General features: G+C 57.9%; 7 protein-coding genes and 3 pseudogenes. 9 read left to right on the top strand and 1 reads right to left on the bottom strand.

Annotated features, from left to right (window positions below):
* Window positions 1-105 precede the first annotated feature (105 nt).
* Window positions 106-302: pseudogene (locus EM858_RS26520) on the top strand (IS5/IS1182 family transposase); the annotation flags it as partial.
* A 16-nt stretch (window positions 303-318) separates the two neighbouring features.
* Here the strand turns inward: EM858_RS26520 and EM858_RS26515 are convergent.
* Complete coding sequence (locus tag EM858_RS26515) at window positions 319-1,203, bottom strand: MurR/RpiR family transcriptional regulator (RefSeq protein ID WP_127758521.1); 885 nt, start codon at window positions 1,201-1,203, stop codon at window positions 319-321.
* 656 nt (window positions 1,204-1,859) lie between these two features.
* Between EM858_RS26515 and EM858_RS26510 the strand changes: the two are divergent.
* The 8 genes and pseudogenes from EM858_RS26510 (at window position 1,860) to EM858_RS26475 (ending at window position 10,812) form a co-directional block, all read left to right on the top strand.
* Window positions 1,860-3,457 (top strand): annotated as a pseudogene (locus EM858_RS26510) (ABC transporter substrate-binding protein).
* A gap of 4 nt (window positions 3,458-3,461) precedes the next feature.
* On the top strand, window positions 3,462-4,403 hold the full coding sequence (locus EM858_RS26505; protein WP_127758520.1) for an ABC transporter permease: 942 nt from the start codon (window positions 3,462-3,464) through the stop codon (window positions 4,401-4,403).
* A 1-nt stretch (window position 4,404) separates the two neighbouring features.
* Window positions 4,405-5,286 carry an ABC transporter permease gene (locus EM858_RS26500; protein WP_127758519.1) on the top strand — a complete coding sequence of 294 codons (882 nt, stop codon included), beginning with the start codon at window positions 4,405-4,407 and terminating at the stop codon, window positions 5,284-5,286.
* A gap of 1 nt (window position 5,287) precedes the next feature.
* Window positions 5,288-6,310, top strand: coding sequence for an ABC transporter ATP-binding protein (locus tag EM858_RS26495; protein ID WP_127758518.1), 1,023 nt, complete (start codon window positions 5,288-5,290; stop codon window positions 6,308-6,310).
* Window positions 6,307-7,320: an oligopeptide/dipeptide ABC transporter ATP-binding protein gene (locus EM858_RS26490; protein WP_127758517.1), complete on the top strand. Its 1,014-nt coding sequence runs from the start codon at window positions 6,307-6,309 to the stop codon at window positions 7,318-7,320. Before EM858_RS26495 ends, EM858_RS26490 begins: the two co-directional genes overlap by 4 nt.
* A 247-nt stretch (window positions 7,321-7,567) precedes the next feature.
* Window positions 7,568-8,081, top strand: a pseudogene (locus EM858_RS26485) (glutamate dehydrogenase); the annotation flags it as partial.
* Window positions 8,082-8,158: 77 nt separating this feature from the next.
* Entirely contained in the window at window positions 8,159-9,802 is a 1,644-nt protein-coding gene (locus tag EM858_RS26480) for an MFS transporter (protein WP_127758516.1), read from the top strand.
* A gap of 494 nt (window positions 9,803-10,296) precedes the next feature.
* Window positions 10,297-10,812 (top strand): UPF0262 family protein, encoded by a 516-nt coding sequence (locus tag EM858_RS26475; RefSeq protein ID WP_127758515.1) that lies wholly within the window; start codon window positions 10,297-10,299, stop codon window positions 10,810-10,812.
* Window positions 10,813-10,831 lie beyond the last annotated feature (19 nt).

The following is a 10,831-nucleotide window of genomic DNA, read 5'->3' as shown; positions in this document are numbered from 1 at the left end:
CCGCGTGCCCGGGTAGGGAATGGCTGATGGAGCAACCAGTTTCGTAAGGTTACATAAAGTACTTCTCCTTTGAGACAGAGATACATGCGACTTTCAGGTCGCACCCATGCCAAGCAATTCACGCGGGCCAAACAAGGCTTTGCGGACCCTCAGGATCTATTTCGGCCGTACCGTCCGCGACATTCGCCGCCAGATCGGCAACGACGAGAACTGCGGAGCCTCTTTCCTTGCCGCTCTACCAGGCCTCGACGGTCCTGGAGCAAAGGCAACGCCAGCGTGGGCGGCATGAAGGAGCTGTTCATACGAATTGCTATGCAGTCACTTCTCTTCCCTTTCATTCCAATAGGCGCCTAGTTTGAGCAGCCTCTTCTCAGTTGAAGACAATTCTTCGATCGCCGTCGAACCACAGAAAACGACCTGTCTTGCCACTACGACTTCCAGAAGCGCGTTCACACCGACGAGTGAGGGAAAGAAGGAAGAAATAGATGTTGGCACGGTGAGAATGGCGGTGGCATGGGCCGCCACTGGAGAAACAAGGCTATCGCTGATCAAGTATACCGATGCCCCCAGCTCTTGCGCCAATCGTGCTGCATGGACGGATGCCCGCGCGTATGGATTGAAACTCACCAGCAGCAAACCATCTGCTGCTCGAAGTTTTCCAAGTAAATCGCTTTGAGCGCCACCAGGGTCGTTCACCAGGATGCCGTTCTGACGGAACATCTGGTACAGATAAAAATACTGGTACATAGGCGCAAACGCGCTGCGGACTCCGAACATGAACAGCTTCTCGACCGCCAAAAGCTGGCGAGCAAAGGAGTCAATTCGGTCCAGCCCGTTTCGGCAGAGTATTTCCCCCAGTATCGCTTCATGTTCATGGACGATCGTCGGATAGTGACTGTCAGCGCGAGACGTATCGTTTCGGACTTGCAGCTCTCGAGCGCGGGCCGAGAACGAGGACAGACGCCCCTCTTTCAAGGACTCTGCAAACTGCTTCTTGATGTCGACGTAGCTTGAATGCCCAAGTGCTTGCGCCAGCCTGACTAGCGTTGAGGCATGTACGCCAGCTTTCTTAGCAACGTCCCGCATCGACAACAGCGCGACGTCCTCAGGGAAGCGCATCATGTATGCAGCGCCCTTTTGATTTTGAGGCGATAGCTGCTCAAACTCCCGGCTCATTTTGGCACCGAATTCTGCGAGGCTCATGTCGCTTCCCTAAACACACCAGTTTCAAATTGCAGCGATTGCGTTGCTTATTTAAGTCACCATGAAACATATGTGCCGCCCGAATTGCAAAGAAAAACGATAAAATTTTCTTCTTGCCAAATGCCCTCCCTCGACAGTTGCCGAGTACGCCTCAACCGAATTCGGGTGCTCACGAGTTCATATGCTGGATTCACCTCATCTCCAAATGCCGCCAACGACTGGATGATCAGTATGGAAATGGCGCGCAGCTTTATTTTCCCATGAAAGCTTGGTTCGATTCAGCGTAATTCCCCTGCGCCATGTGCGCGAAACGTTTCGCACCTTACGAAGTCGCTAGTGACATCCAGCCTCGCCACATTCCAATCGCTCTTTGGTCGCTGCACCAGTTTTCATAGGGAAGAAGGGTATCGAAGCCAAAGGTGTCCTCCTCACCACGCATTGCGGGCAACATTCACGGGTGCCCAAATAGCAAGTACGGCACACATGTTTCATTTTATTACCACAAAACAAACCAATTGTTGCATATTGACCGCAGGCGTGTTAGTACGGAGTGGCCTTACAAGAAATAGACGCACAGCGCGGACGTCGAACCGGACGACCGACAAAATCTCAGCATCGACTGGGGGCAAAAGGGAACCAAAAAATGGGAGTAAAGCATGATGATTTCTAGACGCGACCTCATTAAGTTAAGCGTTACCGCCGGAGCGGCTTTATCGCTCCCGTCGGTCCTGCGGGCGCAGACGGCGCAAGCTGATGGGACGGTTCGGATGGCGATTGGCCTTGCCGCCATTTTCGACCCTATCTTGACGACGTCTGGTGATACCTACACGCACGCGATAGCGATTTACGACACCTTGTTCGGAGTCGACTCTAATCTCGTGCCGCAGCCTCAGATGGTTAATAAGTGGGAGGTTTCGGACGACAAGAAGGCTTATACATTCGAACTTCGAGATGGTCTGCAGTTTCACGATGGTAGCCTGTTACTGCAGCGGACTGCGTTGCCTCGATTCGACGTTGGGGACAAGCGGATTCCGGTGGAAAGCTATTGATGGAACGCGCCACGCAGATATCTCCAAAGGATGACAAGAGCTTTGTCATTGTGCTTAAGGAGCCTCTGGGAGTTCTTATCGATATACTGGCTGCACCAGGCGGCCTCTTTCTCGCAATTATGCGCGAACAGGATGCAAAACTTCCCGCGACTGAACAGGTAACCGCCAATATTGGTTCTGGACCGTTCAAGTTTAACCATGACCTTGCCAGTCCTGGCGTTTCTTTCGTTTACGACCGCAATGAAAAATACGTGCCTCGCGAGGAGGCTCCTGATGGCTTCGCCGGCGGCAAGGTAGTGATGGTCGACAGGGTCATTCTCCAGAATATCAAGGATCAGCAGACTGCTCTGGCGGCATTGCAGGCCGGAGAGATAGATTTCATGGCAAGCCCGCCGTACGATCTCTTGCCAATTATTGAGAGCGATCCGGGTCTTGGACTGGAGGTATTGAACAGGGCTGGCAACAACCTGTTCCTACGGATGAACTGCCTGCAGAAACCATTCGACAACGTTAAGGCTCGCCGGGCGATGCTTCACCTCGTCGATCAGGAAGCAATCTTGCAAGCTGCCATTGGCGACGCAAGATACACCCGCCCCGTGATTTCTCTATTCGGAATAACACGATACACGAATGACGAAAATACAGGTTGGTTCAAGAAGGGGGGCGACCCGGAGAAAGCTAAACAACTTTTCAAGGAATCCGGATACTCTGGGGAAAAGGTGGTCATCCTTGATCCTACGGACGATGCAGTAGTCGACCATGCGGCGCAATTGCTTGCAAACCAACTGCAGAAGATTGGCGTCAATGCCGAGCTAGCGCCAAGTGATTGGGGTGGGGTCGTAAAGCGCCGATCTGACAAGAGTTCGGTTGCGGACGGCGGCTGGAGCATCTTGGTATCATCCTGGTCCGGCGTCGCTCTCGGTGATCCCATTGGCACTCCTTTTTTTCAGGCGAATGGTAACAAAGCATGGTACGGCTGGCCGCAAGACGACAAATATGAAAGTCTTCGAAGCCAATGGCCCGATGCCGGAGGGTTCGATGAGCGCATGTCGCTCGCGCGCCAGATGCAAAGCCGTTGGTGGGACTTCGTCGGCGCCGTTATGCTTGGCAACTTTGTGCAGCCCATTGCGCGAAGCAAGGCGCTAACAGGTATGGTCGGAGTACCTAAGGTCGTCGTTGCGTTGTGGAACATGGAGAAGGCTTGAAGCCATGGTCTACTACATCCTTCGAAGGATGGTTTCGGCCATCGCCGTCATGGCGATGGTCGGGGCGTTCATCTTCCTTCTTCTTAGGCTGGCGTCGGGGGATCCGGCAGCGATCCTTGCTGGGCCCATGGCCACAGACGAAATGATCGCTGGTATCCGCGATCGCCTCGGCTTTAACGAGCCGCTGCCGATCCAGTTTGTACAGTGGGCAACCAGTATCCTTAGCGGCGATTTCGGGACCTCAATCTTCTCGGGGCGCCCCGCTATCGAGCTTCTTTCGATGCGGTTGGAGCCGACGCTCTCGCTGTCGATGCTGACTATGATCCTTTCAGTTGTGCTCGGGATCTCGTTGGGCATGCTTGCCGCATGGCGACCTAACGGTTTCATCGATCGCTTCCTTACCGCTTTCTCAGCGATCGGGTACTCGGTTCCGGTCTTCGTGTTTGGTTACGTTCTCATTTACGTGTTCGCAATTCGAACAAACTGGCTCCCAGTGCAAGGTTACGCGCCGATCGACAGCGGCCTGTGGCCTTGGTTTTCGCACCTCATTCTTCCGACACTGGCGTTGGGGCTTGCATATATTGCGTTCATTGCCCGAGTGACCCGAGCAAGCATGCTTGAGGTCCTGTCGGAAGACTACATGCGGACGGCGGCCGCCAAAGGCGCTTCGTCCTATGCCATGCTTTTTCACCACGCCCTAAAGAATGCAGGCGTTCCGATCCTGACAGTCATCGGTTTGAGCTTCGCCTATCTTATTGGTGGGGTCGTCCTCACCGAAACGGTGTTCAATATACCCGGCGTCGGTCGGCTCGTGGTCGACGCGATCAACAATCGCGACTATCCAATCATCCAGAGCGTCCTGATCCTGACTTCAGGATTGTACGTCGTCATCAATCTCGCGGTCGACCTTGCCTACACCCTTATCGACCCCCGGATCCGGTACTGATATGACGTTGTCTTCTCCCAAGCTTGAGACTGTGACGGCCACTCCATCAAGGCTCAATAGTCTGGCCCGTCTCGCAAGACGGCATCCCCTGGTCTTCATTGGGGGTGGCCTCCTGCTGCTCCTGATTGTTCTGGCGTTGGCAGCGCCGCTTTACGCGGGCAATCCAGTGGAAATGGATCCCTTTAAGCGGCTTCAACCGCCTTCAGCAGAATTGTGGTTTGGCAGCGACAATCTTGGCCGCGACGTGTTTGCCCGAACGATTTTCGGCGCTCGTATTTCTCTTGTGGTCGGACTGACGGCGGCTGGATGCGCGGCTTTGTGTGGTCTTCTGATTGGCATAGTCGCCGGATACAACCGCCCGTTCGATAACATCATGATGCGCGTTATGGACGGCCTGATGTCGATCCCGACGATCTTGCTGGCCATTGCCCTCATCTCTCTTACCGGTCCTGGCCTCGGAATTCTCATTGTTGCTATAGCGATCCCCGAGACGCCAGCCGTCGCGCGCCTGGTTCGCTCAGTGGTCCTCAGCGTTCGCGAGCGTCCATATGTTGAGGCCGCTCTCTGTGGAGGCGCGCGATTACCCAAGGTGCTGTGGCGACATATTCTCCCGAGCACAATTCCCTCGCTTATGGTGCAAAGCGCCACGGTATGCGCCAGCGCTATTTTGACCGAAGCCGGGCTGAGCTTCCTGGGCGTCGGCGTGCCTCCCGAAATCCCCAGCTGGGGCAACATGATTTCAAGTTCTCGACTTTATCTCGCGATTGCCCCACTGACCATCTTCGCCCCTGGGATCTGTCTCGCGATCACGGTCCTTGCCGTAAATCTCCTCGGCGATGGCCTGCGCGACATGTTCGATCCGCGCGCGAAACGGAGGCGCTGAGATGCTGGTGCAAGACTCATGGGCGCATCGTACAATCGAGAAGGACGTGCTTCTGGATGTTCGAGATCTCGAGACCCACTTCTTCGGTGAAGAGAGCGTCACCCGCGCCTTGGGCGGCGTAAGCTTTCAGGTGAAGAAAGGCGAAACGCTCGGCGTTGTTGGCGAATCCGGCTGCGGCAAGAGCGTGACGGCTCTGTCCATTCTGCGCCTGCTGCCGAAGCTGTCCGCCAGGACGGTGGGCGGCGAGGTTCGCTTCCATGGCCAGAGCCTCCTGGATCTGTCCGAGCGGGAAATGCGAAAGATCCGCGGCGACAAGATCGCGATGATCTTCCAAGATCCGATGACGAGCCTCAATCCTGTTTACACGGTCGGCCGTCAGATTGCAGAAGCGGTGGAAATTCATACCGGTGCCTCCCGTTCGGAGGCGTTGTCAAAGGCTGCAGAGATGCTGCGCCTTGTCCGCATTGCGGACCCCGAGCGCCGCGTGAACAACTACCCCCATGAGATGTCCGGCGGCATGCGCCAGCGCGCCATGATCGCCATGGCGCTCGCTTGCTCACCCGAACTCCTGATCGCTGACGAACCGACGACGGCGCTTGATGTCACAATTCAGGCGCAGATCCTGCGGCTGATCGTCGAGCTGAAGGAGCGCACGGGAACCGCGGTAATGTTCATCACCCATGATCTCGGCGTCGTCGCCGAGACCTGCCAGCGCGTGATCGTGATGTATGCCGGCCGCATCGTCGAGCATGCAACGGTGACGGATCTCTTCGCCAGGCCAATGCATCCATACACCAAGGCTCTCATGCGCTCGGTCCCCGACAGGCGACGCGGGAAAGAGCGCCGCCTGCCGGAGATCCCCGGAATCGTGCCGAGCCTGCGCGAGCCGATTGCCGGGTGCAGCTTTGCGGCGCGTTGTCCGTTCGCCACTGATGTTTGTCGAGGGAAGGCGCCTGTACTTGAAGACTACGGCGCAGATCACGCAGCAGCCTGCTGGCATGTCGAGGAGGTAGTGAGCGCATGAGCGGTCCCCTATTGAAAGTCGAAAAACTGGTCAAGCACTATCCGCTCGGTGGAGGCATCTTCAATAGAGATCCACTGGTTGTGCGAGCGGTCGAGGATGTCTCCTTTTCTGTTGAGGCAGGCGAGACCCTCTGCATTGTCGGCGAATCCGGTTGCGGCAAGTCGACAATCGCAAGGCTGCTGATGCGGCTCATAGACCCGACGGATGGCCGCGTGCTGCTCGATGGAACCGACATTGCGAGCCTCAACAAAGACGAGGTTCGGTATTGGCGTCGTCGGATGCAGATGGTATTTCAGGACCCCTATTCGTCGCTGAACCCACGGCTCACGGCCGGACAAATCATCACGGAACCGGTTGAGAACTTTGAGCGTCTGGACCGGAAGAAGCGCGATGCACTGGCTGCTGAGTTACTGCAAAAGGTAGGTCTGGCGCCTGAGATCATGCATAGGCTTCCGTCCGAATTATCGGGCGGTCAGCGCCAAAGGCTTGGGATTGCGCGCGCGCTATCGCTCAAGCCGGCGATCATCATCGCCGACGAAGCAGTTTCGGCTCTCGACGTTTCCGTGCAGGCCCAGATCCTGAACCTTCTCATGAACCTTCAGGAGGAGTTGGGGATAGCTTTCGTCTTCATCTCGCACGACCTTGGCGTCGTGGAGCATATCGGCCATCGTGTGGCGGTCATGTATCTGGGACGGATTGTGGAACTGGCAACCTGCGAGGCGCTGTTCACCAAACCGGTTCATCCCTACTCCGAAGCGTTGATCGCGGCTGCTCCGGTGCCCGACCCTACGCAGGTTCGGTCAGGGGAGGTTTTGGAAGGCGAGGTCCCAAGCCCAGTCAATCCGCCGCGCGGGTGCGCATTTCACCCGCGCTGTCCCCTCGCGATCGAGCGCTGCGGGATCAACGTGCCACCTTTGGTGCCGATGGCAGACGGGCGTGTCGTGGCATGTCATGTGCGTGCTCCTGTTGCAGACATTCCTGCGCAGCCGGCTATGGCGGTACGTTCATGAACTTAGGCTGAGGTCCCAGCTGAGATACCTAAAGTTCTCAATGCAGGCCACCTGCACCGGTGGCCTGCACAACGGAAATTCGTCTTCCGGTAACAGATATATTCTGCTGCGTCGCAGCAATACTTAGGAGCTTGAGAAAGACACAAGAAATGCAGCCTAAAGGTCCGCATTCAGCCGCTTCGACTACCCTGGCTCCTCGTAGGAACCGGACGTTTCGCGCGATCTGCGAGTTCCGCCGCGCCAAACCTCGTTTCCCGGCGATATGATCGGCATCGAGCAGCCTTGCGACGTCCTCATTCCTGCGGCGATGGAAAACGCTATCCATGCAGGCAATGCCGAGCGCATCAAAGCAAACCTCGTCGTCGAAGCCGCGAACGGTCCGGTGACCTTCGAGGCCGACAAGGTCTTGCGCGCCCGCGGCGTCACCGTCCTTCCGGATCTCTACGTCAATGCCGGCGGCGTTGTCGTCAGCTACTTCGAGTGGGTAAAGAATCTGACGCATATTCCTTTCGGCCTAATGGAGCGGCGCAACCAAACGATTGCCGCGGCGCTAGAAGGCATGACCGGCAAGGAATTCTCCGCCGATATCCGGGACGAGTTCCTCGAAGGCGCCGCTGGAATCGATCCTGTTCGTTCCGGACTGGAAGACGTCATTCGCAGCACGTGGGGGCGCACCGGCGAACTGATCGAGCAGCAACCGGAACTCGGTGAACTGCCGCCTAGCCATCCGGCAGATCGCCGATGCCTATGAGGCCATATGAGCTCTCCCGACAAGACGTCACTTGCACGTTGGAGCGTCTACTCGGGAGAACGCGTCAGTTATCAGGATAGCATAGTTATGCAGTGTGAAGATCCACATTCGGCCGTTTCGCCCACCCTGGCTCCGCTCCGGAACCCGGCATTTCGTGCGATCTGGACAGCAACGCAGATCTCCAGCCTCGGATGGCTCATGCAAACCACGGCGATCAGCTGGCTGATGGCGACGATTTCGGCTTCCGATCTGATGGTCGCGCTGGTTCAGGCTTCGTCGACGCTGCCCGCCTTCTTCCTGTCCATTTTGGCCGGCGCCATTGCCGACAGCTTTAGCCGCCGCGGAGTTATGCTCGCCGGTCACTTTCTGATCGCTTTGGCCTCCCTGACACTGGCGATCTCTGTTGCGCTGGGCCTCCTCAGTCCATGGCTGATCCTGGGATTGGTATTTCTCGCCGGATGCGGCTTTGCCTTGAACGATCCGGCCTGGCACGCCTCGGTCGGCGACATTCTGGAGAAGCGCGACATCCCGGCCGCGGTCACCCTGATGTCGGTCGGCTACAATATCGTTCGAAGCACCGGTCCGGCCATTGGCGGCGCGATCCTGGCCTTCTTCGGACCGCTGGCCGCTTTCGTCCTGGCGGCGCTGAGTGACCTGGTGCCGCTTACCGCGATCGCCCGCTCGAAATGGCACGTGCCCTCATCTTCGCTGCCGCGCGAGCGCGTGGTTACGGCCATTCAGGATGGACTGCGCTTCACCGCGATGTCCTCGGAAATCAAGGCGGCAATCGCGCGCGGGGCGTTGTTCGGCGTGGCAAGCATTTCCATCCTCGCGCTGCTGCCGTTGATAGTCCGGGATCATCTGGCGGGCGGGCCGATCGTCTATGGAGCGCTGCTAGCCGCTTTCGGCGTCGGTGCCTTTTCCGCCGGTTTGAGCAGCAGCTATCTGAGACGGGTCGTGCCTCAGGATCGGTTGATCGCACTTGCCTCGGTCGCCTGCGCGGCATGCTGCTTTCTGCTCCCGCTGACGACATTGATCCCCATTACGGCGCTTGCGCTGGCCATCGGCGGCGCCGGCTGGCTGCTGACTTGGACTGGCGTTGACGTTGCGATTCAGCTGTCGAGCCCAAGGTGGGTCGTCGGCCGGACACTTTCGATCTACTACGCCCTCTCCTATGGTGGCATGGCTGCCGGGAGCTGGATCTGGGGCGCTGTCGCGCAAAGCTACTCCCTGACCATCGCCTTCGAGGGCGCCGCCGTGGTTCTGCTGCTCGTGGCCGCCGCAGCATTCGTGCTGCCGATCGAGCTGTGGGAAGAATCCGAGAAAGAAGCGTCGGAGTTCATACCGCCGTCGCTCGCACTCGACCTGACGCCGAGAAGCGGACCTATCGTCGTCAAAGTCGAATACGCCATTGGCGAGCAGGATCTTGAGGCTTTTCTCGAGTGCATGCGCGAGCGGCGGCGCATCCAGAGCCGGGCGGGGGCACGAAACTGGACGCTCAATCGCAACCTCCTGGTCCCCACTCTGTGGACGGAGACGTTCCGGACGCCGACCTGGACGGACTATCTTCGCCTGAACCATCGGCTATCGCCAAGCGATAAAGAGCTCAGCGAGCGGCTTGCCGCCTTTCATGATGGTGTTGGCGCACCTGAGACCGTGCTGGCGATTGAACGAGGGACAACCCCGGCCCGCGCCCGCAGCCAGCCTATAACCCGCGTCTCGCGTCCCTGAGGTGCTGAGATGCGGCAGAACATCAGACATTGCCAGTATCTGCACCCTGTGCGCTTAAGCGGCGGGTTTGCTGAAACCTCGACGATTGTCTTGGGTCAGCATCGATCGAAGGAAATTCCCGACCTGCGAGCGCCAATTTCCCCGGCCACGCAGGTCACTTGGCTGCCGTCGAACAGGTCCCGGCGGCGGCCGCTTTTTCTTCGATTTGCAATCGTGTCCTTGCCCCCGCCTGCTCGCCGGTGACACTCACGGGGCCGCGACAAGACGATCTCCGCGGCCACGATGGCGGTCGGAAGAGAGTGCGCAGCGATGAGAACCGTCCCCGGTTTCCGCATCGAGTTCGGGGAACGAGGTTTTCGAAAAGATTTTCCTTTTGCCCAGCCTCCCAGGGCAAAGTGGCTGTTGTCGGCCTCGTTCCGGCGGCAGCCACGTCTTTCGACACTGCAAAAAAAACGCGATCGCGTAGTCGACACTATTCGGGGAGGCCTTGCGCGATGAGCTGCATGAGCTCCACGCCATCGCGGTTTCGGCTTTCAGCGATTTCTCTGGAGCGGCCCTTCAACCGCCGCACGGATGCAGCAAAGAAACACGAACATGCTGTCGCCATTTCCGACGTCCTCCACAACAATCGCTTTGCGCCGGTCGAACATTGCGGCGGCCCCTACCGGCTACACCTCGAACTGGTGGTCAGGCGACTGGTGCTCACCGTCACCACAGAGAACGGCGCGCCCGTCCTGTGCCATCACCTCTCGCTGACGTCATTCCGCCGGCTGTTCGGGGACTACCGGATCGTCTGCGAGAGCTTTGCCAATGGCGCAACGCGGCTGCCGCCCGGTCGGCTTGAAGCCATCGACATGGGACGCCGCGCCATTCACAACGAAGCGTCCGCCCTGCTCAGAGAGCGCCTCATGTCAAAGGTCGAGATCGATCAGGAGACGGCCCGACGGCTGTTCACGCTGATCCATCTCATGGTCTCGCAGAACACTAAATTAAGGAGCCCAGGAACGTGAACGCCAAGGCTACTAGCGC

Origin of the sequence: Agrobacterium sp. CNPSo 2736 (assembly GCF_004005385.1) — a bacterium.
Lineage (GTDB): Bacteria > Pseudomonadota > Alphaproteobacteria > Rhizobiales > Rhizobiaceae > Agrobacterium > Agrobacterium leguminum.
This window is presented reverse-complemented; position numbering and strand designations above follow the sequence as displayed.